The organism is Marinobacter sp. 1_MG-2023 (assembly GCF_030549045.1).
GTDB lineage: Bacteria > Pseudomonadota > Gammaproteobacteria > Pseudomonadales > Oleiphilaceae > Marinobacter.
In genome coordinates, this window is the sequence record NZ_JAUOST010000004.1 from 30,722 (window position 1) to 57,305 (window position 26,584).

Annotated in this window: 16 protein-coding genes; 8 read left to right on the plus strand and 8 right to left on the minus strand. The window is 53.8% G+C overall.

Annotated features, from left to right (window positions below):
• Position 1: 1 nt before the first annotated feature.
• The 3 genes from Q4606_RS11530 to Q4606_RS11540 form a co-directional block, all read right to left on the minus strand.
• A complete protein-coding gene (locus Q4606_RS11530; RefSeq protein WP_303607615.1) occupies positions 2–9,844 on the minus strand; it encodes a DUF6603 domain-containing protein in 9,843 nt (3,280 codons plus the stop codon).
• Between the two features lies 1 nt (position 9,845).
• Positions 9,846–10,442, minus strand: coding sequence for a hypothetical protein (locus Q4606_RS11535; RefSeq protein ID WP_303607616.1), 597 nt, complete (start codon positions 10,440–10,442; stop codon positions 9,846–9,848).
• A gap of 705 nt (positions 10,443–11,147) precedes the next feature.
• A complete protein-coding gene (locus tag Q4606_RS11540; protein WP_303607617.1) occupies positions 11,148–11,777 on the minus strand; it encodes a LysE family translocator in 630 nt (209 codons plus the stop codon).
• Positions 11,778–11,908: 131 nt separating this feature from the next.
• Between Q4606_RS11540 and Q4606_RS11545 the strand changes: the two genes are divergently transcribed.
• Complete coding sequence (locus Q4606_RS11545; RefSeq protein WP_303607618.1) at positions 11,909–12,742, plus strand: alpha/beta fold hydrolase; 834 nt, start codon at positions 11,909–11,911, stop codon at positions 12,740–12,742.
• On the opposite strand, the gene Q4606_RS11550 is transcribed toward Q4606_RS11545, so the two are convergent.
• Both Q4606_RS11550 and Q4606_RS11555 read right to left on the minus strand, forming a co-directional pair.
• On the minus strand, positions 12,739–13,353 hold the full coding sequence (locus Q4606_RS11550) for an ATP-dependent zinc protease (protein WP_303595942.1): 615 nt from the start codon (positions 13,351–13,353) through the stop codon (positions 12,739–12,741). The two genes, Q4606_RS11545 and Q4606_RS11550, sit on opposite strands and share 4 nt — an antisense overlap.
• Positions 13,350–13,925, minus strand: coding sequence for an ACP phosphodiesterase (locus tag Q4606_RS11555; protein ID WP_303607619.1), 576 nt, complete (start codon positions 13,923–13,925; stop codon positions 13,350–13,352). The genes Q4606_RS11550 and Q4606_RS11555 overlap by 4 nt, the downstream gene beginning before the upstream one ends.
• A 248-nt stretch (positions 13,926–14,173) precedes the next feature.
• Between Q4606_RS11555 and Q4606_RS11560 the strand changes: the two genes are divergently transcribed.
• Complete coding sequence (locus Q4606_RS11560) at positions 14,174–15,586, plus strand: TrkH family potassium uptake protein (RefSeq protein WP_303596193.1); 1,413 nt, start codon at positions 14,174–14,176, stop codon at positions 15,584–15,586.
• A gap of 64 nt (positions 15,587–15,650) precedes the next feature.
• Here Q4606_RS11560 and Q4606_RS11565 read toward each other — a convergent pair whose 3' ends face one another.
• Together Q4606_RS11565 and Q4606_RS11570 are read right to left on the minus strand one after the other, a co-directional pair.
• On the minus strand, positions 15,651–16,310 hold the full coding sequence (locus Q4606_RS11565; protein ID WP_303607620.1) for an alpha/beta hydrolase: 660 nt from the start codon (positions 16,308–16,310) through the stop codon (positions 15,651–15,653).
• Between the two features lie 36 nt (positions 16,311–16,346).
• On the minus strand, positions 16,347–17,540 hold the full coding sequence (locus Q4606_RS11570; RefSeq protein WP_303607766.1) for a 1-acyl-sn-glycerol-3-phosphate acyltransferase: 1,194 nt from the start codon (positions 17,538–17,540) through the stop codon (positions 16,347–16,349).
• 187 nt (positions 17,541–17,727) lie between these two features.
• On the opposite strand from Q4606_RS11570, the gene recQ reads away from it, so the two are divergent.
• On the plus strand, positions 17,728–19,596 hold the full coding sequence (gene recQ, locus Q4606_RS11575) for a DNA helicase RecQ (protein ID WP_303595945.1): 1,869 nt from the start codon (positions 17,728–17,730) through the stop codon (positions 19,594–19,596).
• A gap of 20 nt (positions 19,597–19,616) precedes the next feature.
• Here the strand turns inward: recQ and Q4606_RS11580 are convergent, their stop codons facing one another.
• The gene (locus Q4606_RS11580) at positions 19,617–20,171 is read right to left on the minus strand and encodes a DUF4442 domain-containing protein (RefSeq protein WP_303607621.1); all 555 of its coding nucleotides are present in this window, start codon (positions 20,169–20,171) and stop codon (positions 19,617–19,619) included.
• A gap of 391 nt (positions 20,172–20,562) precedes the next feature.
• On the opposite strand from Q4606_RS11580, the gene Q4606_RS11585 reads away from it, so the two are divergent.
• The 5 genes from Q4606_RS11585 to selD all read left to right on the plus strand — a co-directional run bounded on the left by Q4606_RS11585 (position 20,563) and on the right by selD (position 26,440).
• Positions 20,563–21,324, plus strand: a complete 762-nt coding sequence (locus Q4606_RS11585) for a hypothetical protein (protein ID WP_368502313.1) — start codon at positions 20,563–20,565, stop codon at positions 21,322–21,324.
• 98 nt (positions 21,325–21,422) lie between these two features.
• Positions 21,423–22,943, plus strand: a complete 1,521-nt coding sequence (locus Q4606_RS11590; RefSeq protein WP_303595948.1) for a bifunctional GNAT family N-acetyltransferase/carbon-nitrogen hydrolase family protein — start codon at positions 21,423–21,425, stop codon at positions 22,941–22,943.
• Between the two features lie 116 nt (positions 22,944–23,059).
• The gene (locus Q4606_RS11595; RefSeq protein ID WP_303595949.1) at positions 23,060–23,458 is read left to right on the plus strand and encodes a hypothetical protein; all 399 of its coding nucleotides are present in this window, start codon (positions 23,060–23,062) and stop codon (positions 23,456–23,458) included.
• A 40-nt stretch (positions 23,459–23,498) separates the two neighbouring features.
• Complete coding sequence (locus Q4606_RS11600; RefSeq protein ID WP_303607622.1) at positions 23,499–24,164, plus strand: phage tail tube assembly chaperone; 666 nt, start codon at positions 23,499–23,501, stop codon at positions 24,162–24,164.
• Positions 24,164–26,440, plus strand: a complete 2,277-nt coding sequence (gene selD / locus Q4606_RS11605) for a selenide, water dikinase SelD (RefSeq protein ID WP_303607623.1) — start codon at positions 24,164–24,166, stop codon at positions 26,438–26,440. The genes Q4606_RS11600 and selD overlap by 1 nt, the downstream gene beginning before the upstream one ends.
• Positions 26,441–26,584 lie beyond the last annotated feature (144 nt).

The following is a 26,584-nucleotide window of genomic DNA, read 5'->3' on the forward strand; positions in this document are numbered from 1 at the left end:
TTCACTCCTCCACCGGAATCCATTCGATATCACAGCTCTTGTCCGACACCGCCCGTAAGCGTGAAACGGTGACGGGCAACCCCTTTTCAGCAACAAGTTCTGCAAGAGAATCTGCGTCAGAAACTGCCGCTATCATGCCGGCTATTTCCTTTGCGCCACCCTGAATGACGCGAACTGAAATGCCTGGACTTTTTCCATCCGGGATTACATCGAACAGAAGAATGGATCTGGCGCCGGCCTGAACCACGATGGGCTCCACGGGTTCTGTTCGGTGAGTCGCTCCGTATAGTTCAACCTCAACATCATTCAAAGCGTTGGAGCTGGCGCCCTTCAGGACCACACCAATGCAGGTGACATGAGAGCCAAAACAGGTTGAAACGGAGGCCGCACCGCGCACTATATCCTGCGCGATGTTCCAACCTATCCGGGTGCGGCCTTTGGTGCCGTTGAGTATGAGTACGCAGCCTGCGCCCAGCGCTGACCGTCCGGACAACCGTATCAGTCGTGACTGATCGTGCCAGCCTTGTACCTGCAGCCCCGTCGCACGGCCATCGCCGCCTCCGCTGGCCTGCACCGCGATGAGGCTGGTTTGGGCAGGCACTTCAAGTTTCGAGTCTTGAAGCGTGGTGTCGTGAAGCACGGCACCATTGCCAAGCAACATGACAACGCGAGCGAAACCGGAAATGCGCAGGTGAGGACGGGCAGTACCTGTGTCAATCGCTGCATCCGGGCAGCGCATTGTGACGAAGTCACCGGGTCGAAGGCTGGTTTGAGGCGCCTGGGGTGCTGGCCCCGAAGCCAGACCTTTTACATAGCCGGTTCCAGCACCCGAGCCTACGCGGTCCCCAAGGTACGTTTGCGAAAGGCCCGCAATGCTGGTGTGTGGTAGTGAACCCCGGAGTACAACGGTCTCGTTGCTCATGCGCGAGGGAGCGTGAGTAAGGTTGAGCTTGATCGGCAAACTACGACCCAGGCGGCCACGCACAGATTCGATGGAAGGTGCAGGCCTGCGCTTGATTCGCCCATCCGAAACTGAGGTGGTCACCGCTCGCAAAGCCACACCGGCACCGCTGGTCATGACACCAGTCACGAATGGCCTGGCGGGTTTCCGCGGAGCTACGGTTGCGCCTGTCGCCATCACGCTTACTGAGGCGTTCTCAGCATTGAATGGTTCAAGCCCATCCATCAGGGAACCAAACATAGGTGGTGCGGTTCTTGAACTTTCATAGATGGCCTGGGATTTTGTGCTCCGTGATCCAACGGCAAGCAAACCTTCGGGCACTTCTCGTACACCCTCTGCAAACAGGTATTTCCGGGCCTCATTAAACGCATCAGACACAGAGTTGACGTTGGCAGAAAGCCCCATGGATGCGCCCCGATCGATGTTGTTCTGGCGGCGATTGCCGGTGGCAGATAACGGCAGGAGTCTGCGGCCTGTCTCGACACGGTAGTAATCTATTTCCGGGCCGGTTTGAGTGCTCATATCCGCCGCAGCGACGAGTTTTAACCTGCTGCCTGCGAATATAACGTCGCCTTTGGGGAGAGCACTCGTGGACGACTCGTGATCTTCGGCGGTGCCCCAAACGCCAATCGGGAAGGCTTCCATGCCATAGGTAGGACCTTCTTTGGATACTTTTTCGTCTACCATTCCTTTAACTAAAGGACGCAGCCGCAATGTTTCATCTATCCAGTCTTCTCCGTCCCATCGCGAAAGCCTGACCTTGAGAGTGCCTTTGAGCCCGGTAGCATTCATTGGGCTGATACCCATGGTCACTATCGTTGAGTCTGGCAGCTTGGGTGAGATGACTTTATTCACGCGTAATCCATCAACTTCGAAAAAACCCTCAGAATCACCAAAATCGAATTCGGTGATCGGTGCCGACGCGACAATTGAGACCTCAAATTCAGCAAAGACTTCAAATGGCTTTGCCAGGCTGCCGTCACTGGAGGGTGCCGAGTTGGCGCCATCGGTCGAAGCGGGCAAGCTACCCTTGCCGGAAATACCGGAAAGAGTTCGCGCCCTGCCCGATCCTGCTTCTTCCAGATACTTGGCTACAAAATCATCCCAGACGATGAATGGCTCCCGGATTTCGCGCGAGCCTCCAAACCTTACCGTGAAATCGCAAGGCCCGATTTCGAGAGTGGCCCTACCTTTGAAGTCCGGCCCTTCCACCTGAATTTGGGCGCCCAGGCTTACGCTGATGCGGATAGTGCCGAACCAGGTTTTAATTCTGACGCCGGCCGATATTCTGGCGTAGGCTCCCGCCTGGAAGTAGAAAGGGTCAAAATAGACAATGGCGTAGGCACCAAACGCTATCCTTGCCCAGGCCCAACCAAAATCTGCACTGACTTCGACATCAATACCCGCCATCAGTGCTTCAGAGGTCAACGCAAAATACGCTTCACCCTTGATTACAATTTCATCGGTCACTCGCCACTGAAGCCCGAGCCTCGGAACCACCGGATATCCGTCCCGGTGGAAGCTGGGGTGGTAGCCGCCCAGAGTCAGAACAAACTGGCCCGCATTTGGCCCCAACCACCAGGTTGCAAAGGCAAAACCGCCGGTCAGTCGCACTTCGGGGTACAGCAGCCAGCTGTTATCAGTAAGCTGTGCTTGAATCAGGAAAAGCCCTTCCGACGACGAGAATCGGGCTAATAGGCCTAGTTCAATCGACACCAGAGCAGCTTGTGGTCTGGGGAGTGCTAATCTCGCCAAACCAAACAGGTTCAACTCCAGACCGTTTCCAATGGACACTGAAAGAACGGCGACGCCGTCGACCAGTGAAAAACTGGTAAAGCTGATGCCTGCAGCAAACCAGAAATTTCCGGGTTCCGGCGGGAAATACGCAGCCAATTGCCGCAGTTCTTCCAGGGGGTCACTTGATGCGCTGGCAGAAGGGTCCAGTGCTTTGATGAACGGGTATTCGCCGAACTTTGAAAGGTCGTCGGGCACACGGAGGCCGCGCTTGATCCCGAGCCCCCCGCCGATACCCGTCAGAAAAAATGCCGGCGGCCCGCCAATCGGCCCCTGAATGGCACCAAATACGAAGAAAGACGGTAATCCATTGTCTTCGTTGTAGCCCCCGAATAACGAAAGCCCATAGACACCAAACCGCCCCGACAGCATGCCAAGATAACCGATCTTTCCATCAAGTTCGGTTTTCAGAAGCCCACCTGAAATCGACAAGCCCGAAAAGTCCCCTGCCACGCCCAAGCCCTGGAGATCGACAGCCCAGTTATTCAGTTCAAATAGATCTCCGCCGAGCCAATGCAGCCCGAGCTCGTCAACGGATGCTGTCAGGCCAAACAGGGAGATGCGTGCATCGAATAGCAGTGAAATGCCGGTAACGGTGCCGTTCGCTTCGGCTACGTCAAACCCGAATTGCTCAAGGTACAGAGGCCCAAGCTGTCGTTGGATGGTTAACCACCATGGCCCGGGCTGATCTCCAGCGCTAAGGGAAATACCAAGACCCTGCCCTGGTGGTTTTTGAATTGCCAAAGACGGGCTGAATGCCGGGCGAGCGGCAGGAGAAGCATCATTACCCGCATCGCTCATAATGGTGTTTGCAACCGCGTTATCGCCGCCTGCTGCCGAAGGTACAATCGCCAGACCGTCAAGTTGTACCTGTACACCACCACCAGGCCCGGCAGAGGTGGCTTCGCCGTATATATGAACCCCTATGGCATCGATACTCATGATTCCCAGGTTCAGAAGCGGGCCTGAATTTTTACCGACCCGGACCCCGAGGCCAGCAAGTGAGAACCCCGCGTTTAGTTCCAGGCGTTCGTCCACTTTCTCCAACAGAAAAATGGATAATCCCGGCGCAATGCCTGGCGAGTTAATCCAGTTTGCAACAACTTCAAGATCCACCGTTGGGTCACTGCTGTTCAGCGCTATTCGTTCACCTTCAGGCAACGAGAGGAACACCCCCACCTGGTTCCCATTCAGGGTGAATCCGACCTCTATTTTGTTGTCGATCGTGATCTTCAGGTTTTTGTCTGCCAGGTTGAAGCCTAACTGGAACAGCCGCTGCAGCATCCGGTCTGCATTTGAAAAGTCGTCAAACAGGGTTGGGTCGAGGGTGGCGGAGTTGCCTGTGAAGAGAACGTTCTGCAGAGCATCGACGGTGTCGCTGCCCAGAGTGCCCATTGCATCAAGCGTAACGCCGGCCGCCATGGAGATAGCCTGGGAAAGTAGCGCCAGGGCAACTGAAGCGGGATCTGTGTTCTCGGTTTCACCGGTAGCGCTTTTTGCGACCAGGGCCATTCTGGGTGGAGTCTGGTTTAGTGCCCACCGGAATTGCACGGATTGATCGCCTACGCCATCGGTCGCCAGGCCAATGGCAGCCAGTCTCTGAAAACCGGAACCGGATATGCCCGCATCAACACGGGCAACAGGTCGCAGTATCAGACCGTTGCCAAGATCGAAGCCCGATGCTGTATAGGAAACAGACACCTGAACCCCGGATTCGCTTAACCGAATCTTCTCAAACCCGATAGTTCCGACATCGGTAATCGTCAGGAATGCCGAAACTTCGATGGCGGGGCCAGAACCACTGGCATCGAGCGTAATCGCCACCGGGTCTGAACTACCCAGAGCCAACCGGGAGATGCCCGGCCCTACCGACGATGCGCTGATAAAAGTGCTGGATGGATCAAGGGCATTCGCCAATTGATCAACGGCAGACACCACCAGGTTTGGCAATCGGGCGAGCAGAACGCCCGCCGGGTTGGCGGCGAACACCTGTATACTGGCGTCGGCGAATTGGTCTGATTCGAGCAGATCCAACGCGCTGCCCAGTTCATAAATGGCAGCGGCCACATCTTTTGTTAACGATGGCGCGGGATCATTGCGCTCGGCAATCAGCGCGTTCAAGACCACAGGAATGGCCATGCCTGCCCCCGTGGAAAGGAGAGCGCCTATTCCCGGTCCCGATGGATAGACAGGCATTGGTGCTGCCGGAGCCGCGCGAATCAGGTCAATGCGGACGTCCGGAGACACAGTCAGCGCCAAACCCTTGCCATCAAACGAAACGGTCGTTGCCATAGTGGGCGCAACCGAACCGGATGTCGTAATCGACAGTCCACCCGCAACCGATATGCTTACTGGAGTTGGCCCCAGAGCATGGCGGGCTTCTACGTTGACCGCTAACTCAAGCCGACCGTCGTTGACACCATAGCCGACAGCGACCTCATTGCTTAGCTCGTACCCATCGCCTGAAAAACCTGGAATCAGCAGCTGCCCCAGTGCATTCAAGGTTTGGACCGCCTGGCCGAAAGGATCGAGGGCCCATTGTCGGGTTCCAAACTTCAACCAGCTTACCGGGTCGAGGAACAGAGCCCAGGGCAGCAGGATTCTCTGAGTTGCGAGTTCCGATGCTGGCGCCAGCAAGTCGAGGCTGCTCAACAAGGCGTCAATGGCTTGCCGGGCGTTTTCAGACGCCTTGTCACGGAGGTGGTCAGCGAATCCGGCAACAAGTGTTGCGGGAATCAAAGAGGCGCCAAGCCTTGCGAGCTCGTCAAGCTGGGTTGGCGCGAGCAGGTTGATGGTTCTGGTTGCAGGTGCACCCGGCAACCGCCATTCGATTCCAAGGTTTGCGGCTGCAGAGCCGGTTTCTGCGCCTCCTGTTAACCGAATCCCTCCTGCATCTTCGCGTATTTGCCCAAGGCCGGCCGATAGGGATGCGGAAGCGGCAGACACCGCCACAGACAAAGAAATGGGCGCTAAATCCCCCGCGATGTGTTCGACACTCACCCGGATGTTTCGAGTGTCAAGATTTACCGTAATGTTAGCCGCATCGATGGCCCATGAAATTTCAGCACCTGTGCCGGAAAAGCCACCCAGAGCGCGAACGGCATTGGCCATGGACTCAGAAGAACTGCCTAATGCCGCAGATACCGCAGAACCGGCGTCTACAATAAGCTCATCCAGACCCTCCGGGTTATAGCCTCCGGACTGAACCAGCCCGACATCCGCCAACAGTTGTGACAGCGACGACGATGCCGATGACAAGCGCGAGACCACTTCGGCCATGATCAGGTGGATCTCAGGCGTTGGCAGGATGGCATCCGCCAGGTCCGCGCCATTCTGGATCACCCACCGCTCTTTGCGTACACCAAAGCAGTTGGCCTCATGAAGCGTTATCCTTGCGCCCGAAACCCGGGCGCTGCCCTGGAGGGGCAAATATAGCCGGACAGAAATCCAGCGCACTTCAATATCCGCCTGTTCCGCACCCGGACCCCCGATCAACCAGCCGTCGTGAACGCCAAAGTGCAGATCAACAATTAGTTGGCGCTCTGTCTGAACTGCAAAGCCATCACCGCTCTCTCCCCTGTCACAGGTGGCAAGTTCCAGAATTGCGCCAGCGCCAACAAGTACGCCGCCAAGATCCGCGTCGAAGACCGGAAGATCGACACCGAGGTGAAGCTTTTGCGGTGGTGTCTCGGGCGTTTCAAACTGTTCGTACCGGTACTCAATTGCATCCGCAATCAATGCGGCCATTCCGGTTTCGAGTGTGTCTGCATCCAGTGAACCAAACACGGCATTAACGGGCATTCCCGTGCGGCGGGTTTGCTCATCTGCGCGCGGCAGCTCACCTAACTGCTCGGCTGTAAACCCTGCTGCAGTAACGGCACGGTCGATGACATACCCGAACTGCAACACAGGCCCTGATTCGCCCGCGATTTCCTCTTCTGCAAGAGTTTCTTCATTGGGGCGCCGAATGAGCTCAATCACTCTGAGGGCGTCGCCACTCAACCCCGAGGTTAATCCATTCAATGAAACCGGGCTCCACGGCGTGCCGACTGTGATCACATGCTCTATGTTGGCTATGGAGTTGGCAGCCCTGATGACCGCTGCACCTGCAGCACCAAATGCAACAACCGTAACGGGTTCAAGACGATCTTCCAGCACAGTGATCAACCGGTGTGCCTGCTCCTCGACGGCGCCACGATCAGGTCGTGCTGAAGCAGCGGCTGCAAAGCCGGGAAGACAAATTGACCAGCGGCCCTGAGCCGAGGCCGGAATTACCGGGTTTCCGCTGGCGGTTCGGGCGTCGAAACTGTCTGTTCCGAAACAATCTGCCCAGATATCCTCGCAACCCACATAGAGCACTGAATCCGGAGCAATACCAGCCGCCTCCTGGGGTAACAGGTTCAGAACACCGTATGCCACCAACTCGCGGTAACTGAGACCGGGTATATCGACACCGTTAACGCCGTCCGGCAGTGACGCCGGCCTGCCAAGCAGGCCATCGGTGCCCGTGAGACGATCCAGCAACGCCTGGAAACCATCTCCCAGACTATTCCTGCCCGTCATCAAGTCATCAAGATCCGGCAGCGCGGCCCCTGCGGATTTGAGGGCCGCCGCCATGGTTGATGGCTCTGGCGCCTCGCTGTAGTCAAAGTAGCCGGCTGCAGGCTCATAACGCCCATGAGGGATAGCGCAGCCGGGGTCCAGCCATACTGCAATGCCCGGTGCCTGGGCTTCGGCGGCTATGGCTGCGCGGAACGGTGTCCGCTCATTGCCTGTGCCCAGTGGAGCCTTCTGCCTGAATCCGCTTAAAAGGTAAGCCAACGGAACCATGGCTTCACGGACATGGTCACAATTGAGGACAAGACTCCCGAGCCAGGACTCAAGGGCGGACTTGGGATCAGAGAGCAACGTGGCGAGAGAAAGGCGTGCGCCCGAGCCCGACCAGCCTGCCAGGTCAAGACCCACATTGATTATGGGGGACTCCATGCGCAGCAGCAGCGCCGCGATGGCCTGTTCAATAGCAGCCCAGTCTGGCGCAAAGGTCACACTGCCGTCGTTATGGAACTCCGGGAGTGGAACCGGTATAGAAACGGTCGAGCTGATGGAATCCTGAGCGGACTCCAGTTCAACGCGAAGTTCCGGCGCTTCCACCTTTGCATTCAGTCCCCCGGATGCAGTCCAGCCTAGCGCTACGCCCATCGAACGGGTGAGGAGGTCTATCGGCCCAAGGTCCAGCCTGAGGGTGTCTTCGCCCGACTCCCTTAGCCTTGCGCCCGCTTTTACCTGGCTGAAAAACTCAACGGCCGGGCTGCTGAAATTTACTTTAAGCAGGCGTGCTTCAACAAACACCTCTGCGGCTTTCCCTTCAAATACGCCCTGCTCTACACTCGCCTGAAGATCGAAATGAACCCAGTCACCATCCAGAGCGACAAGAAAATTGACCGGGTCAAGATTGATTTGCCATGGGTTTTCTGAGGTACCACTTACTGATACCGGAGTTGAAGAACCAGTTATAAGTTCCTGTATTGCAGTCAAAACGAGATTCATCGATGCCGAGGACCCTCGCAGAGAGTTCCAATACCCAGAAATCCGGCCCAGCGGGTCGGTGAGCAAATCAATCGCTGATGGCCCGCTGATACCGGCTGGCGGATCAAGCCCCAAAACCAGGGCGGAAATTTCTCCGGGCCTTCCCAGACTGTTCAGTGCGGCAACCAGAGCGGTATCAACCACACCATCGGCGGCGTCCAGTGCAGCCTCGGGGCTGGAGAGGTCCAGCAGCTCGTGACTCACGCCCCCCAGGGTCACATCGTGCGCCGTCAGCGCAAAAGCGGGTCTGCCATCGGACAGAACCAAGCCCACCTTGACGGAGCCCAGCCCCGGATCACCCGTAAGAAGCCCGGATCCCAGACCTGCCTCTTGCCCGAAGACTGCAGATAGCGACAAATTGGGTAACGCCGTGACGGATGACGCCAGGGTCTGCAACGTTAGTAGATCCAGGTGAGCGTTGACCTCAGCGCCGGACTGAGGACGCAATGAACCCTCCATCCAGGGCGTGACGATCAGTCCGCCGCCCGAAGACGATTGCATTCGCAAACCGACAGACCCGGTTAGCTGGCCGTTGCTGAACTCGATCGAGCTGCGAGTGGTGTTGATCGCGCCCCCAAGTAACTCGGCCCATTGTCCAAGCCAGGCATTCCGGGAATCGGTATTCAGCAGAATGGATTCAAGCCAGTGTGTTACCGCCGGAATTCCGCTCGAAATCAGTTGTTCCAGAGGAAATGCCGGAATGTTGTTTACGGCTCTGAGCCCGGCCAAGCCTGTTAGCGCGGCGAACGGAGCCGTAGCGGGGTTGGTTGAATCCAGTGCTTCAGCCTGTGCCTGGATAAGGCCGGTCATGAATTCGAGGAAGTCGGCGCCGAGTTCGTCGATGGAATCAACGGTTAAATCGAAGTCTTTCGGTGCGCTGCTGCCAGGTAACTGGAGGCGACGGAAACCCACACTGAACGTCAGATCGTCGGAAGGATCGGTTGGAAGGTGAAGTCCCAGGTAAACACCACCGATGAACAGCTCGCCCGGTGCCGGTGCCTCGACCGAAATGCCGACTTCCAGAGATATGTCGATATTCGCGCCGCTTTGACCGAGCGCGAGCCACTCAGGGTCAGCGCCCGTCCCGAGGGGGTCGCTGGGAACAGTCGTCTGACGCTCAAACTGGAATACTGGAACATGAGCTCGAACAGCGACAGAAGGAGCCTGACCGCCGCTCTCGTATTCAATACCGAATCCGACCAGCACACGGTCGCTGGCCTCCTGGACAACGACGAAAATAGTGGCACCAGCATCATTGAAAAGCGGTACCCAGATTGCGTCTCCCACAGAGTCACGTTCAGCGCCGCCCAGCACATCGTCTACAAATTCGATCAGAGCATCACGCTGATCGTCGCGATACATCATGGAACTCAAGCCACGCCGGGTCCCATCAGGTCGGCCTAGCGGATCCTGAAACCACTGTCCCTGAAGATCTCCGTCGCGCGTCAGCCCAACGGCCTCCGCCAGAGTCGCAAACACATCGAGATTCGGTTGTGCACCCATGTCAGGCTCCCGGCAATAACGAGAAACGGGAAACCGGCTGTAACAGAAGCCGGTCTGGCGATGCACCTATCGACCCTGGTACAAGCGGCAATCCACGCTTGTCGTTCCCTACTTCTGCACAAATAACGCGGGCGATCTCCAGCAAGGCTTCCCAGGCAAACGCAATCAACGCATCGCGCCAGGCGTCAACCAGTTCGGTGGGACCTTCAAGATCTTCGAAGGTGGACATAATTAGCCCAGTGGGCGATTGACTCGTCCCGACACCTATAGGAACAGGCACAACCAGCTTTCCGTGCTCTTCGCACTCAACGGTAATACGCAAAGCCACCACGCCACTGGAAAAGCCGATACGAGTTTGATCGCTATGAACCAGAAGCTCACTGTCGCCCTGAGTCCAGACCACTAGAGGTGTTGAATTTCGGGGAAGATCCAAGACCAGCCGCACGGTTTTACTGAGAACTTCCTGGGCATCTTTGGTTGGAACGGAGAGCAAGTCAGGAGACCGGTCGCCAATATCAAGAAGCAGGCTGGCATCCAGAGGTTTCAGCCATTTAAAACGACTGAAATCGATTAGTGAAGATCTAGCGAACGTTGCCATAGCCTTCCCTCGCGGCAAGTGTACGCAGGCTAATTGACCGGCGGAGGATCAGCTTCCTTTCCTCCGATTGACCGGACTGCACAATCAAAACCCTGTTGCGTGGATTCGGGCCCAAGGCCCATTAACAGCAAACAGCGTCATGACAACTTACTATGACAGGGATCAGTATAGGCAAGGTTTGGCAGTGTGCAAAAAAGTTCTAACTTATTTTACAGCAAGACATAAACGCCAGGATCAAAACAGCTGGCCTTACATCATTCATCTAGCTAAAACTATACATGTCTATAACATTGACACTTAGAGCCAATCTGATGCTTGCAAACCAACTTCGAAACAAAATTGTTAACTGTTGTTGCTGGTAAACTCCGCGCCACCCCCCCGGATTATCAATCTTCTAGCTGATCAGGGGCCCTGGAGGAGGACGCGTCTTCATTACTGCAAGGGATTTAATAAATAATAATGAATATGAGTTATTATTTATTAGGAATTTTACAAATGTGCATTATTTGTAGGACTTAACATACAACTTACGCTGATTGTTAACCAGGTTGTCGGCAGGTAAAAATATCATGCGCAGAAAATAGAATTCAGAGTCATTAAAGCAGAGTTGTTTTATTAAAATGATATTGGCACTGCAGTGGGGCGACAAGAACAATCGAGCAAATTATTTTTAATAAATTGATTAAAGAGCACAAGAATGCGTAATTAGCCCAGCGCCAGCCACACGCCTACCAGCATCATTAAACTTCCGGATATGCGATTTGCGAGGCGAACACTGCCCCCTTTTCTCAGTGCACGACTCAGGGTTTTACCACCGTGGGCGTATATCTGTAGGCAGGCAAACTCGAGCGTGAGAATGATAATGACCAGCGCGCTCAACTGCGGCGCAACAGGCAAGGAGCTGTCAATAAACGGGGGCAGCAATACAACAAAAAAAGCCCAGCCTTTAGGGTTGGCAATTGCAGTAATAAACCCCTGCGCTGCGAGCTGCCACCGCGATGCGGTGTTAGGCACTGCGTCGCCCTCGGGCATGGCCATCTTGCCTCGTGAGAGCCACATCTGGATGCCCAACCAGATAAGGTAAGCGCCGCCGGCGTATTTGAACAATTCAAATGCGGCCGGGTAACGCAGCATAAAGGTTGCGACGCCAATTGCTGAGGCCGATGCAACTATAGCCACCCCTACCAACTCGCCTGCCATCATCCACATTGCCCGCCGCACGCCAATAGTGATGCCCAGCGACAATGCCAGAGTCATACACATACCGGGTGTGATCGAGACAATAAAAAAGGTCGGGATGAAGGCCGACAACAAAGACAGGTTCAAAAACGACACGTTGCTGCACTCACTAATAAAATATGGCGGGCTCGGGAGAATACATGTTAATTCATCCAAACCTTCCATCCCAGTCGCTCGTGGACTATCTTGCTCCCTGATCCGCATACGCTCTGACAGGAATAAAAACCATGCCTTCCGTATCAGCAACCGAACGCTTCATTTCGACCTCTGACGGCGAGCTCTTTGTAAAGAGCTGGACGCCGGTTTCAGGCATCAAACCCGCAACCACTGCACCGGTTGTGCTGTTTCATGACTCCCTTGGAAGTGTTGAGCTCTGGCGGGATTTTCCGGAACTGCTGGCACGCTCGCTCGGTCGCCAGGTTATTGCCTATGACCGCCCCGGGTTCGGACGCTCCTATGCCCGCGCGGACGCGCTGGAATCAGACTTCATCATTAGCGAGGCAACCGGGCCGTTCACAGTGATACTTGATGAGCTGGGTATAAAAGGCTTTATCGCATTCGGGCACAGTGTGGGCGGAGCTATGGCTGCCGTTTGCGCAGCAACTTTCCCCGATCGATGTGTTGCCCTAATCACCGAAGCGGCCCAGGCGTTTGTTGAGGATCTTACGGTTAAAGGAATTCGGGATGCAGAGCAGGTTTTTGCGCAGGACGGACAGATCGATCGTCTAAAAAAATACCACGGTGAAAAGGCAGAATGGGTTCTGCGCGCCTGGACGGGAACCTGGCTATCAGAAATCTTCCAGCATTGGACCCTCAACGAAACCTTGTCCCGAGTGAGCTGCCCTGTACTCGCCATTCACGGCGAGAACGACGAGTTCGGGACAGCCGCCCACCCGGAACTTTATGCCTCACTCCCGGCCGGGCCCTGCGTTTTAGAGCTGCTAAACGAATGCGGACACGTTCCACACCGGGAAAAGCCGGATGTCGTTGTGCGTCTGGTCAGCGATTTTGTTGATGAGTATTTGGTGCCCGTTGCCTTAGGGGACCAGACCAATCACTAAGTTGCATCCGTACTGACGATTTTGGCCTGATTCTCCTCCGCGAGTTCTTCCAGGCTCATGTACTCGCATTCCTTGTTAGCGATAAAGCTGTCTGCGGAGTCGATCAGAATATTGTCGTCTCTCATGAAGCGGCGGCCGAGTAGCACCGGATAGGAAAAGTTGCCGCGGTCGGTAAGCGAAAACTGGGTTTTGTGGCTGGCACCGGCAATGCAGAAGTCCATCATTACCACGTAGCGTCTCTGGGACGGCGCGCCTTTGCGCTTTATAAGCACTGTGCGCTCTACCGGTCGTTCAAGCTCCAGAATGATCTCTTCGTGGTCAATATCACCTTCTGAGGGGTGATCTTTGTGGTCTGCCAGCGGTATCTGGAACTTCACCCACTTTTGATCGTCTTGTTTAAACTCCTCTACGTTCACAGCGTGTAATGATGACGTTTTCGCACCTGTGTCCAATCGTGCTTTAAGTCTCAGGCCTGTGTCGTTCATCACGACCCACTCTACGAAGCCGAGCGTCTCGGGAACTGACGGTTCGCTCTTTGGGGCTGTTTCTGACCATGCAACCGCAGGAAAAACAAGTGCTGTGGCGAGTGATAAAGGTATCAGGGACTTCATTCAATTCCTCCTGCAAATTCCTGTAAATCCGGGAAAAATGATAAAAAATGTTCTTCAAGTTCTGAGTGCAGCGGTCGTATCTCGTTAATGATGCCTGTAAACGAGTTCTGGAAGCGTATGCGTGCTGCAACCCGGTCCAGCGCATATCCAATGTTGTCGAGACTACGGTAGGACCCAAACCAGTCGTGCGCCACCATGTGCCGGGTTGTCCTGCTCATATCTGGTGTCATCAGATCTTCGTTGGCTTGTAGCTCCTTGTAGACGTCCCTTATAAAAGTGTTCGGGTTGGTATCAGTAAACTCGCTCCAATGACACAAAAGAAAGTGGTCGTACAGAATATCCAGAGCCACGCCCGCAAATTTTCGTCGCTGCCCGGAAAAAAGCCGTTTGCTTGCCAATACATCGGGGTGCCTGTCAGTAAAAGTGTCCACTGCCAGGTGGTGTCGAACGCCAAACCTTACGGTCTGCGGCAACGCCGCAAGATCCACGCCCCGGGTAAAGTCCCCAAGCAGGCTGCCCACCCGTGCTTCGGGCGAGTCCGGGGCAAGAAAAAGGTGGGCGAGATGGTTCAACGTTCGAATCCCGGTATGTTTGTGTTGATGGTGACTATTGAGACTGCATCAAACTTGACCGTTTTTCCATATCCAACCGCTACACGAGGCCCTAACTGTCGGTGTTTTAATGTGTGGTTCATAAAGCTACAGGCCCCCGGTTACCTTGCGGATGTGGTTCACCGCAGGTATTCTGACGCATCTCTCGGTTCAGCTGATTCGGGCATCCATTGCGAAACCTCTATCCCGTTGTTTTTATTGTCAGCCTTATGTTTGTGCTGCTGAGCATATTCATGACGCTGCCGATATTTCTGTTACTCGGCTCGGAAGCGCCGAACGCAGCGTCGTTTGTGGAGTCGGCGGCGATTGTCTTCGGCATTGGTTTGCTGGGTATTGTGTCCACGTACAGACAACCCCGAGAGCTGAAGCCACGTTATATGTTCGTGCTTACGGTCTCCTCCTGGTTCATCATCGCCCTGCTCTCTTCACTTCCTTTTTACCTTAGTGGCCATGGTATTTCTGCGGCAGATTCATTTTTTGAGGGTGCCTCCGGTATAACCACGACTGGAGCGACTGTGTTAAGTGGTCTGGATACCATGGACAGGGACCTGCTCCTTTGGCGCTCTATCCTGCAGTGGATAGGCGGGATCGGGATTATCGGCATGTTCGTAGCTGTGCTGCCATTCCTCCGTGTTGGCGGAATGCGGCTGTTCGCTACTGAGTCATCGGAGTGGACTGACAAGGCGCTTCCGAGAATGAAAACACTTAGCCGCGGTCTGCTTTTCGTCTATCTCGGCTTTTCGATCATCGCAGTTGTGACCTACTGGCTTTCGGGCATGACGCTCTTCGATGCCTTCAACCATGGCTTGACCAGTATCGCCACTGGCGGATTCTCTACTTCAGATCTGAGCATGGGTAAGTTCAATGATCTGATATTGATGGAAGCTTCATTTTTCATGATGATCGGCAGCTTGCCGTTCTTTCTGTTTGTAAGGGAGCTCCACGGCCAGCGTGGGGTGCTCTTCAGGGATCAGCAGGTCAGGTTGTTCCTGACTATCTTGCTAGTGGTGCCTGCTCTTCTCACTCTATATCGTTGGGCTGTTTCTCCTGTGCCTTTTGATCCTCTGCATAACTATGTTGCAACGCTGTTTAATGTAACATCTGTTGTAACAACAACTGGCTACGCGTCAGAGGATTATTCGGCCTGGGGACCCTTGGCTTTTGTGTTGTTTTTCTTCCTGATGTTTATTGGTGGGTGTTCAGGCTCCACTTCAGGGGGCATGAAAATTTTCCGCTTTCAGTTATCCGTGATCGTCCTGCGGGAGCAAATGATCCGTTTACTGCACCCCCGTGCGGTGTTGACTCGCAATTACAATGGCCGTGCTGTCAGTGACGATATCATCGCGTCGATGATCGCCTACACCTTTATATTCCTGTTGTGTCTGTTGCTGATCACCGTTGCGCTGGCCGCTATGCAGCTCGATTTCATTACGTCTTTATCCGGGGCACTTACAGCCTTGACCAATGTAGGGCCTGGGTTGGGCGACATTATTGGCCCTGCGGGGAACTTCGGCCCACTGCCCGATGCCGCCAAGTGGGTGCTGGCTGTCGGTATGCTCATGGGGCGGCTGGAGATTCTGAGCGTGGTCATTGTGCTTTCACCAGCTTTCTGGCGCAGCTGAGGCAGCGGAACAAGCCCGCCTCAGCCCGTTGCCGTCTCTGGAGCCTATCCAGCCGACGGGGTTGTCAGAGTACGTGCTTGCAGATAAAACGCCCTATATCCTGAACTTCTTCAAGGCACACGCTGTGCTCCATCGGGAAGGTCATGTAGGCGGGATCGTAGCCCATGCCTTTCAGTGCTGCGACACTTCGCACGCCCAGTGTTTCCGGAACCATCGGATCGGCAGTACCATGATAGACTTTTATCGGAATACCTGCGTTTGCTTCCGACGGCTGGACAGTTTTCTCTGTGGCGAAGTAGGTCGAGAGCGCCAGAATACCTGCAAGGCGTTTTGGGAAAGACAGGCCCAGTTCATAGGCAACTGCTCCGCCCTGTGAAAAACCGGCAATAATGATTTTCTCTGCAGGAATACCCCGCTCTATTTCCTGCTCGATCAGCTTGCCTACCGCCCGGGCAGAATCCATCAGCTGTTCGGTGTCCACAACCCGGTCAATATCCATGGCTTTTATGTCATACCAGGCAGGCATGGTCATGCCACCATTGATAGTGACAGGCAAGTTGGGCGCATGCGGGAAGATGAAACGTACGGCAGCATCGTCCGGTAAACCTAGCTCCGGCACTACAGGCTCGAAGTCGTGGCCACTGGCACCGAGACCGTGCAGCCAGATAACGGCCGCTGTAGGGTTGGCTCGGGTTTCTACCTCAATATACTGAAGATCCTGCACGCAGTACCTCGTCTTTTAAAGAATGTGTGGTCCGGATTAATCCGGAGTGTTCTCACTGGTGTTTGCATTTAACGCGGTCTGCACCGGGTTAGCATACATGTCCAGTAGGTAGGGTCGGATGTCGGGATCACAAGCCTCCAACCTTTTTTCCATTTCCAGGCGTGCGACCTGCATGTCATCTTCAGACCAGTTTCCGGCAGTTACCACAGATTCACGGATCTTCTCTGCATCCATGATCCCGGGGGAATGCAGTCCACGCTTCTCGTAGGCCACCAGATTAGAGGCATGCAGGTGGTAATTGGCATGCACTTCATGGTCGATCAGGGCTGCAAGCTCTTTGGCATTTTCAGGTGCATCTACAATGGGAGCGCCAAAATGAACGTGCACATGGCCCTTAAAACCGGTCAGGCCTTTCATGATCTGCTCTGTGTCCTCGCCTTCCGCTTTCTTATAGCTGCCAGCCCTAGCCTTGGCTTCCAGCTCGCGGGCTTTGTCGCCATCGCATGGATCGTATTCATAGGATATGGATACCGGAACGATGCGGAGCTTGTTCATTGCTTCAGCGAAGCTAAGGCCGCTCTTCTTACAGCTCATGTAGAACATCTTGATGATGGCAGGATCGGTGAAATCCAGGCCGTCTTTTGCACGCCCCTCTCGCTGGGCGATCCAGATGTTCTCGTTATTAGCGATGCTGTGATTAATAAATCCCGAAAGCAGAATATAGGCGTCACGCATTTCACGCGGGCTTGTCATGTTGCGGCGAACAATAAAGCTCTTGTTCAGACGCATCATTTCGGCAAAAACGGGATTGGCCAGCAAGTTGTCGCCAATAGCTATTCGTGTGGTGCGCAGCCCGTTCTGAAAAAGGAGGTAGTTGACTACCATCGGGTCGAACACAATGTCGCGATGGTTCGAGATGAACAGGTAGGCGCCATCTTTACTGAGATCCTGCACACCGCTGGTGGTAACTCGGGTGGTCGTACCTGTAATCAGCTCACCGATATATCCGGAAAGCCCGGCTTGAAGTTCATCCACCTCTGTAACATGGCCAAAATGGCTAGCGAGCCAGCGGCGCGTAAAAAACCTTAGTAGTGAGGGTGCCCAGCGCGCCAGTGCCGGCGACTTGAAGCGCCCCACCATATCCAGAAATTCTTGGTCGTTTAACAATCGTTGAATTGCGGGGCCAGTTTCGTCGTCCGAATACGGACGGATGGCGTCAAATTCCTGCATGGGTGCCCTGTTGTTATCAGTAACGATTATGTTGAGCCGTGAAACGGTAGTTTGAAACCGCGCCATTGTAACGTTTCTTCTTTGGTTTTGCCTCCCCAAAGGTTGCCCTTAAGGCCTTTCCTCGCGCTGAATCTGGTATGATCCGCTACCAGATTTCACCCCAGCATAGCGATTAGCCGGTTATTCTATGTATCCCGACCAAGACTTTGAACAGCTCTCTGCACAGCGCCCAACTACCTCCGGCAGAAGCCCTGAACAGGTATTGCATGAGGTGTTTGGTTATGAGTCCTTTCGTCCGTTGCAGGGTGAGATCATCCGTGAGCTGGCCGCAGGCCGAGATGCCCTGGTTTTGATGCCCACCGGCGGTGGTAAATCGCTTTGCTATCAAGTTCCCGCACTTGTTCGTTCAGGCACGGCCATCGTTATTTCGCCGCTGATCGCCCTGATGCAGGACCAGGTTGCAGCCCTTCGAGAACTGGGAGTGCGGGCAGCCTTCCTGAATTCAACGATGGATTTTGAGCAGGCGCGGGCTACCGAATATGCGCTGAGCACCGGTGAACTGGACCTCCTGTATTGTGCTCCGGAGAGATTGATTCAGCCCCGTACGCTGGAGCTACTTCATGACGCGTCCATCTCATTGTTTGCCATCGACGAAGCCCACTGCGTTTCCCAATGGGGGCACGATTTCCGCTCGGATTATCTGCAGCTGGCAGTATTGGCAAATGAGTTTCCAACCGTTCCGCGGGTTGCGCTGACTGCGACCGCTGATGAGCGTACTCGTAAGGAAATCGCCGAACGCCTATCCCTGACCGAAGCCCGGCATTTCATAAGTGGCTTTGATCGCCCTAACATTCAGTATCGGATAGCCCCGAAAACCAATGCAAACAAACAGTTGTTGGATTTTATAAAAGCAGAACATGAAGAAGATTGCGGGATTGTTTATTGCCTCTCGCGTAATAAGGTTGATGCCACAGCAAAAATGCTGGCGCAAAAAGGCTACACCGCATTGCCCTATCACGCCGGGCTCCCAGCAAATGACCGGGCCCAGAATCAAGAGCGGTTTTTGCGGGAGGACGGGGTAATTATTGTGGCCACCATTGCCTTTGGCATGGGCATCGATAAGCCCGATGTGCGCTTTGTTGCTCACCTTGACCTGCCTAAGAGCCTTGAAGCCTATTATCAGGAAACCGGCCGTGCAGGCCGTGATGGCAAGCCTTCTACTGCATGGATGGTTTATGGTCTGCAGGATGTGATCAAGCTTCGGCAGATGCTGGAAGCCTCTCAGGGGAATGATCACTTCAAGCGTGTAGAAAGGCAGAAGCTGGATGCCATGCTGGGCCTTTGTGAAGTCACAAAATGCCGTCGTCAGGTATTGCTGAACTATTTTGGTGACGAGCTTGAGGCGCCTTGCGGCAATTGTGACACCTGTCTTAATCCGCCCGAAACATGGGATGGAACAGTTGCTGTTCAAAAGGCTCTATCCTGTGTATTCCGCACCGGACAACGCTTTGGGGTTACCTATCTGATTGATGTCCTGCGCGGCTCGGAAAACGAGCGGGTTATGCAGTCGGGTCACCATCAGGTCTCAACCTACGGCATAGGAACGGAACTCTCCGTAAACGAGTGGAAATCCGTGTTTCGGCAACTGGTGGCTAACGGATACCTGCGGGCCGACCCGGAGGGCTATGGCGCTCTTCAATTAACTGAACAATGCAGGCCACTACTGAAAGGTGAACACAAGGTTGAATTGCGCAAGGATCCAGTTGTTAAGGCATCGGCTGGGCGTGGGTCTGGCGGCAGAACCGGCAGCGCGGTCAAGGATCAGGTAACCGATCATGCCGGCTGGGACGCCTTGCGAGCCTGTCGCAAGGAGCTTGCTGACAAGCAGGGAGTGCCACCCTATGTTATTTTCCATGATACCACCCTGTTCGATATGCTTGAACGCAAGCCGCAAACCCTTGATGAGCTTGCTGGCGTAAGCGGCGTCGGCGCTGCAAAGCTGGAGAAGTATGGTGAGATATTCCTCTCTGCCATCGCCCGGCTGGATCCTGCATGAGGAAATGCCGGAGCTTTCATTTATGCAGCCTGCTGGAATCCTTTCTTGCGTACCCGGTACTGCGCGATAGATGTAGCAACATGATTGCCATCGCAATCACGTAACTCCCCTTTCAGCATGAATTTGGCGCGGCCGGTAGAGTCGGCATCTGCTCGGATTGAAGCAACGTCTTCCGGCGACAGAGAGAACTCCACTGTGACATCAGAATTAGCCGGTTGCAGAAACTCAAGAGTCATTTCCTTCAGGATTGGCGTGTAGGCCGGGCCAAGATCAAACAGCGTGAGCACCCCACCAGGAATTTCCGCTACAAGAAAATAGGCGCCGGCATACAAGCTACCGAAGTGGTTCTTGTTGCCCTTCAGCTGTATGCGCGCTCGAACATATCCTGGTCTAACTTCTTCCACACTGAAGCGATTTCGGGGCGCAAACGGAATCGACAATCCTATGATGCGGTTCACGGCCGCATATCCCCCGGTTTTCTTTAACCACTCGACAGGTTGTGCCAAGGTTGCCTTAGGGTCCGTTGTGGAAATCCAGTTTCCGGTTGCACCGATAATACTGTCAATTAAGGCCATTTTTACGCTCCTGAATTTTGCCTGGAGCGAATCATTACAATGGCACCTGCACATCGCAACACTCTTTTACAATATTTTTGCTGGATTCACACTCGCCATATTCATTCTGATCTAGAGTAAGAGCGAAGATGCATAAACCGCGATGCACGTGCGATCAGGTATTGAGTTCGCAGGAATGGATTCAGAACAGACAAGAAAAAGGATTCAGAAATTGAGATGTGGCCACGGCTTTTCAGCTTGTGTTCGTTTGGGTGTCAGGTTAACTGTCGCTGTTGTGCTTTTATTAGCGGGCACATCCACGACACTGTGGGCTGTCGATCATTCAGTTAACCCCCCTTCGCAAGATTATGTTCTGTGGTACCGGAATTACGACAGCCCGGCGATTCATGCTTTGGTTAGCCTCGCCTTGCAGAAGACACCGGAATACGGCGATTTCCGCATTCTTAGAAGTCAGGAGCTGAGCCAGGGCCGAGCGCTGCGGGAGCTCGCGCAAGGCGATAACCGCCTGCTGGATATAGCGAATGTGGCTACTTCGGTAGAGCGAGAAGTTTTTCTCACCCCAGTTCCGGTTCCTGTGGATGGTGGACTGCTTGGTTTTCGAGTGTGTGTCGTTACAGCTGAAAGCCTTCCGTTGTTCGAGGACATCCATTCTCTTGCAGATCTTCGTGAGAAAGGCATTCGGATAGGCCAGGGTTCGCATTGGCCGGACACGCCGGTCCTGATCGAAAATAAGATACCCGTAATTACCCATTCCCGCTATGAAATCCTGTTCGGCATGCTGAAGAATGAGCGCTTCGACTGTTTTGCCAGGGGCGTCAGCGAAGTTCTGAACGACCTTGGAGTTGAAAATGATCCGGAGCTGGTAATAGAGCCAAAGCTGATGCTGGCTTATCCAATGCCCTCTTACCTGTTTGTCGGGCCTGAAGATCTCGCCACGGCACACCGCCTGCACTTGGGAATGGAACGAGCTATCCGGGATGGGAGTTTCGGTGCTTTTCTCCAGCAATATTACGCCGCAGCGGTCTCGACACTTAACCTTGATCGTCGCACGATGATCGTTCTGGAAAATCCGTTTCTAAGTGATGAATCCGACAACCTGGGGCGCCAAACGCTGCGCAACCTGCGCTGGCGCCTTGAGCTGCTTGGTCGCTGAGCCCCACGCAGGTATTTAGCTCCCTGTGCGACCTATTTGAAGCCTTCTGATAAACTTGGTTATCAAATCCATTCCCAGCCATACAGGAGCCCCGCTGAATGGCCCATGAAGAACTGCATCTTAATCTTCGCAACCTGACACTTGATGATTACGAACAACTCCAGGTATTGATGGACCGGGTGTATGACGATATTGGCGGTGCCTGGCCAAAAGACACCATCAAAGCGCTGGTTGAACAGTTCCCGGATGGACAGATCTGTATTGAGGACAAGGGGCAGTTGGTTGCTGTGGCCCTTACGGTATCCGTCAAATACGAGCGCTTCAGTAACCCTCATACCTATGACGACCTCATCAAACGCAACGAACAAATCCGGCATGACCCAAACGGTGACTCCCTGTATGGACTGGATGTCTTCATTCACCCGGACTACCGTGGTTATCGCCTTGGCCGACGGTTATACGAAGCTCGCAAGGAGCTTTGCCGCGCCATTAACCTGCGCGCTATCCTTGCTGGAGGCCGTATACCTGGTTATTTCAAGTATTCGGATCAGTGTTCACCTGCCGAGTACATTGACCGGGTCGACCGCAGAGACATTTACGACCCGATTCTGAGCTTCCAGTTGTCGAATGACTTTCAGGTCACCCGGCTAATGCACAAGTACCTCCCGGAGGATGAGAAGTCTCAGGGGTATGCGACCTTGCTTGAATGGCGGAACATCCTTTATACCCCGCCCTCCTCAGTGTTGAACGAAAAGAAAACCCAGGTCCGTATGGGTGCCGTTCAGTGGCAGATGCGTGAATTTTTATCTGTTGAAGAGGTACTGGAGCAGGTTGAGTATTTCGTAGATGCATTGTCGGATTACAAGAGCGACTTTGCGTTGTTCCCGGAATTTTTCAACGCGCCGCTGATGGGGCTGACTGACCAGGTAGACCAAACCCGCGCTATCCGCTTTCTCGCCGGGTTCACCCAACAATTTCGGGATCGCATGTCCGAAATGGCTGTGAGCTACAACATCAACATTATCACCGGCTCTATGCCTTTACTGGAAAACGACCGGGTCTTCAATGTTTCCTATTTGTGTCACCGGGATGGCCGGGTGGACGAACAACGCAAGATTCACATTACGCCTCACGAACGTCGCGACTGGGTTATAGAAGGCGGGAACAAATTTGAAGTCTTTGACACAGATGCCGGGCGCGTTGCCATTCTTATCTGTTATGACATCGAGTTTCCTGAGCTGGGCAGAATTGCAGCCATAAACGAAGTCGATATTATCTGCGTGCCTTTCTGGACAGACACCAAAAACGGCTATTTGCGTGTCCGCCACTGTGCCCAGGCTCGTGCGATCGAGAATGAATGTTACGTGGTAATTACCGGTAGCGTAGGAAACTTGCCGAAGGTCGAAAATCTGGACGTACAGTATGCTCAGTCATCCGTGTTTTCGCCCTCTGATTTCGCCTTTCCTCATGATGCCGTGATGGCAGAAACGACACCAAATACCGAGATGATCATGTTCTCGGATATGGACCTGGAAAAGCTCAAACTGGTACGCAATGAAGGCTCTGTTACCAACATTAAAGACCGCAGAATTGATATGTATGAAATTATCACCCGTTAAGTGTTGAAGAACAGCCTCAAAGGTTTATCGTATGGCACTGATGGCGTTGCAAAATAGCTTGCCAGTGTCTATTGTTTAATCAATATCAAGTAATCTCTGTTAGAGACCCTGTATTCATGAAAGAAGCGTTGCCCGATCTTGTCGCCCGATTCATTGTCCGGCACGGCCTGTTCCGAAAGGAACGGGTCGAGGCTGCGCTTTTCGAATTGGATGGATATGGTTGCGTTATGAAGACGGACAAAATGTTCAATCCGGGTGATACCGTGGTACTCGATCTGATTATGGACATGCCGTTTGATAAGATTCGTGCGGAGAATGTTACGGGGCTTATTACCGAGCGCAGAAAGCACTGCAGCAACTTCTTCTATTCTATTGATTTTGTTGACTTGAAGTCTGACGGCGGTACCGCACTTGAAGAAAAACTGCGCCGCATCAGAGAAGTTCTTACCAAAAAGCAGTCGTTAAAATCACGTCGTTCCTCAGGTTCCATGCCCGGATTCCGGCAGATGGCCTGATCACATTATCCGTTTTATTTGTCTGCGAGGAGACAACCCCATGGCGAAGAAAGCCAAAGCGAGTGTTGAAAAGATCGTTAAGAAGGTAAACCAGGAATTTGAGAAAACATCCTCTCAAATCGAAGGACTGATCAGCGATGCTATGAAGCAGTTTGAAACCCTTCAACATCAGGTTCAGGATCCGGTTCGTAAGCTTTTGAAAGACGTTGATGAGCTTCGCGAACGTGAGATGAAGCGCCTTAACGATGAGTTCGAGCGCCGCCTAGACGAGTTCCATGAGCTGCAATCCAACATACTCGAACGCTTGGGGGTTGCTTCTAAAGAAGATATTCGTAAAGCTGAAAAAGAGAGCATAAAAGAGCTCAAAAAGGCGCCTGCTACCAAGAAGCCAGCCAAGAAAGCCGCACCTAAAAAAGCTGCACCCAAGAAAGCTGCAGCCAAGAAGCCGGCAGCCAAGAAAGCAGCTGTTTCAAAGCCTGCAGTGGCGAAGGCGCCAGCGGCCAGAGCCAAAAAACCGGTTGATAAAAGCAATCTTACTCTGGTGAAAGGTATCGGGCCGGCGACTGCGAAAAAAATGAAAGAGGCAGGAATCACCTCGATTGACCAGATTGCCAACCCGTCAGCCGCAGATCTGGAAACGTTGAAGGGTTTTTCAAACATCAAAGGTTCTGACCAGTTTACAGTCGAAGCCAAGAAAATTAGTTGATGCTAACGCCTGACCAGCCTGTTTTACGGGACATTGTTCTGATTGGCGGCGGGCACAGCCACGTCGGGGTACTCAAACGGTTTGCAATGAAACCGGTTCCCGGCGTCCGGCTGACCCTTATTTGCCGAGACACCCATACCCCCTACTCCGGAATGTTACCTGGCTATGTTGCAGGGCATTACACCTACGATGATGTTCATATTGATCTGAGCCGCCTGGCCGAGTTTGCCGGTGCACGCTTTTACCGCGCAGAAGCTACCGGAATTGATCGAAATAACAAACGTGTGATTTGTAAAGATCGTCCAGATGTTCCCTATGACATACTGTCGATCAATATTGGCTCCTCTCCCAGAGTGAATGAGGTTGAAGGTGCTCCACAACACGCGGTTCCGGTAAAACCAATTACCGGCTTCAACAATCGCTGGCTCGCCTTGCTTACGCGGATTGAAAGTCACCAGGGTCCGCTTACTGTCGCTGTTGTGGGCGCAGGTGCGGGGGGCGTCGAGCTTACACTGGCAATGCAGTATCGCCTGAAAAATGAGCTGAAGCAGCGCGGTCAGGATTCCGATCAACTGCATTTTCATCTATTTGATGCTGCCGAGGAAATTCTTCCTACCCATAACGCCAAGGTCCGTGAAGTCTTCCGGAAAACCCTCTCTGAGCGTGGGGTAAAACTCCACCTTGGATCTCCTGTTGAAAAAGTTGGCGCAGGGCTTTTGCGTACGGCTGCTGGCGAAACCTTGCAGACAGATGAAGTTCTCTGGGTAACCAGAGCGGGCGGACCGTCGTGGCTTGAGGAAACCGGGCTCGCATTGGATGAAGGCTTGTTTCTGCGTGTTCGCGACACGCTACAGGTTGAAAATGATGACAGTATTTTTGCCGCAGGTGACATTGCCAATGTAATCAATCACCCACGGGAAAAAGCCGGAGTGTTTGCGGTACGCCAAGGACCGCCTCTTGCGGATAACCTCAAGCGTATGGCTCTGGGCAAAGCACCAAAAGACTTTCATCCCCAGAAAAAATGGCTGGCACTGATCAGTACTGGCGATAAATTTGCAGTAGCGTCTCGCGGCGATATGCAGTTTGACGGCACTATGGTGTGGCGCTGGAAAGACTGGATTGATCGCCAGTTCATGAAAAAATTCACCGATCTCCCGCCCATGGAAGAAGTCGGTAACCTGCCCGATACCGCCGCAGCACAGAATCCCGAAGACGCCGCTCAGGCGATATCGGCGGTTGCCATGCGCTGCGGAGGGTGCGGTGCTAAAGTAGGCAACACCGCACTGTTAAGGGCTCTGGGTGAACTCAGACCTATCGATCGGGACGACATCATCATTGGCCTTCATGCCCCAGATGACGCTGCTGTTTTACAAGTACCTCCCGGGAAAGCCGTGGTTCACACCGTCGATTTCTTCCGGGCGTTCATCGATGACCCTTACACCTTTGGTCGCGTCGCAGCGAACCACAGCCTCGGTGATATCTATGCCATGGGCGCGGAAGCTCAGAGTGCGACCGCTGTGGCTACGGTACCCTACGGCATTGAATCCAAAGTTGAAGACGTGGTATTCCAGATGATGTCGGGTGCCCTCGATGTGCTAAATGAAGCCGGCTGCGCCTTGGTTGGGGGGCATACGGGAGAAGGTCGTGAGCTGGCGCTGGGTTTTGCAGTTAATGGCTTGATTGATCCGGATCAGGTGATGAGTAAAGGTGGCTTGCGAGCGGGCGACGTCCTGATCCTCACCAAGCCGATAGGTACAGGAACACTGTTTGCGGCCCACGCACGCCTTGCAGCCAAAGGTCGCTGGATTGATTCCGCCCTCGCCTCTATGGTTCAGTCCAACAAATCCGCCGCAGACTGCTTCCGACGTTTTGGGTCAAAAGCCTGTACGGATGTGACCGGGTTCGGGTTGTTGGGCCATCTGTTAGAGATGACGCAACCTTCCGGAGTGGATGCGCAACTGGATCTTACAGCTGTCCCGATCTTACCCGGTGCTGAAGAAACTGCAGCGGCGGGCGTTCTCAGCTCCTTGCAGCCGGCGAATATACGGATGTGTTGTAGTATCCGGGATCAGCAGACGTGGGCAATACACCCTCGCTACCCACTTATTTTCGACCCACAAACCGCAGGTGGTTTGTTGGCGGGCGTATCGGTGAATAACGCGGAAGACTGCGTCCGGGAACTCAAAGCGCTGGGTTATCCGCACGCAGCTATCATCGGGAGGGTTACCCTTCAGGATGAAAGCGGGTCCATAGAACCGATCACGTTGCGAGAGTGAGAAGTAGCGCCCGGCGTAGCCATGATGAGATCCATAGCGGTTCAGGGTTACAGGAAATCAGAGTATCCTCCAACTCTCAGACGCTTATGATTTAATACGTAAGCGGCATTTCTGTTTAATCAATCAGATAACAAATCAAGGAAT

What these genes read in the sequence shown, in the direction of transcription:
- Q4606_RS11530 (WP_303607615.1), bottom strand. Translation starts at nt 9,844, where the DNA reads ATGGGTGCACAACCGAATCTCGATGTGTTTGCGACTCTGGCGGAGGCC.
- Q4606_RS11535 (WP_303607616.1), bottom strand. Translation starts at nt 10,442, where the DNA reads ATGGCAACGTTCGCTAGATCTTCACTAATCGATTTCAGTCGTTTTAAA.
- Q4606_RS11545 (WP_303607618.1), top strand. Translation starts at nt 11,909, where the DNA reads ATGCCTTCCGTATCAGCAACCGAACGCTTCATTTCGACCTCTGACGGC.
- Q4606_RS11550 (WP_303595942.1), bottom strand. Translation starts at nt 13,353, where the DNA reads ATGAAGTCCCTGATACCTTTATCACTCGCCACAGCACTTGTTTTTCCT.
- Q4606_RS11560 (WP_303596193.1), top strand. Translation starts at nt 14,174, where the DNA reads ATGTTTGTGCTGCTGAGCATATTCATGACGCTGCCGATATTTCTGTTA.
- Q4606_RS11570 (WP_303607766.1), bottom strand. Translation starts at nt 17,540, where the DNA reads ATGCAGGAATTTGACGCCATCCGTCCGTATTCGGACGACGAAACTGGC.
- recQ (WP_303595945.1), top strand. Translation starts at nt 17,728, where the DNA reads ATGTATCCCGACCAAGACTTTGAACAGCTCTCTGCACAGCGCCCAACT.
- Q4606_RS11580 (WP_303607621.1), bottom strand. Translation starts at nt 20,171, where the DNA reads ATGGCCTTAATTGACAGTATTATCGGTGCAACCGGAAACTGGATTTCC.
- Q4606_RS11590 (WP_303595948.1), top strand. Translation starts at nt 21,423, where the DNA reads ATGGCCCATGAAGAACTGCATCTTAATCTTCGCAACCTGACACTTGAT.
- Q4606_RS11595 (WP_303595949.1), top strand. Translation starts at nt 23,060, where the DNA reads ATGAAAGAAGCGTTGCCCGATCTTGTCGCCCGATTCATTGTCCGGCAC.
- Q4606_RS11600 (WP_303607622.1), top strand. Translation starts at nt 23,499, where the DNA reads ATGGCGAAGAAAGCCAAAGCGAGTGTTGAAAAGATCGTTAAGAAGGTA.
- selD (WP_303607623.1), top strand. Translation starts at nt 24,164, where the DNA reads ATGCTAACGCCTGACCAGCCTGTTTTACGGGACATTGTTCTGATTGGC.